The organism is Streptomyces brasiliensis (assembly GCF_014647875.1).
Classification (GTDB): domain Bacteria; phylum Actinomycetota; class Actinomycetes; order Streptomycetales; family Streptomycetaceae; genus Streptomyces; species Streptomyces brasiliensis.
Genome location: NZ_BMQA01000284.1, coordinates 1 through 505, shown reverse-complemented (window position 1 = coordinate 505; position 505 = coordinate 1). Strand labels below are relative to the sequence as shown.

Sequence of the window (505 nt, the reverse complement as noted above, 5' to 3'; positions counted from 1 at the left end):
GCGATGGGAGCCGTGTGAGCCGAGAGGCTCCCGCACGGTTCTGCGAGCGGCGGCGGGTGAGATTCCCGCCGCCGACTCACCCGGTGATCCACTGCGTCACCGAGGCCCAGGCCAGGCGCGTCCTGGCGGCCTTGCATGGGCGGATGACCCAGGTCGGACTGGAGCTGCACCCGGACAAGACGAAGATCGTGTACTGCAAGGACAGTAACCGCCGCAGCTCGTACGAGCAGGTGGCGTTCACGTTCCTGGGGTACACCTTCCGGCCGCGTGGAGCCCTCAACGGGAAGACCGGGGCGGTCTACACCTCGTTCCTCCCGGCGGTCAGCAAGGAGGCCCTGAAGAAGATGAGCGCGACGGTGAAGTCCTGGCGACTGCACCGCCACGTGAACAGTACCGAGGCGGACCTCGCGCGATGGATCAACCCCATCGTGCGGGGATGGATGGCCTACTACGGGGCCTTCTACCGCCACGAACTGTCGGCCCTGCTCCACCGCATCAACACCTA

Annotated in this window: 1 protein-coding gene; it reads left to right on the top strand. The window is 66.5% G+C overall.

Translation table 11 applies throughout. The features are described 5' to 3' along the window. Window positions 1-143 precede the first annotated feature (143 nt). Window positions 144-505 (top strand): group II intron maturase-specific domain-containing protein (locus IEZ19_RS50195; protein ID WP_308429120.1); only part of this gene is annotated, 362 nt, incomplete at its 3' end.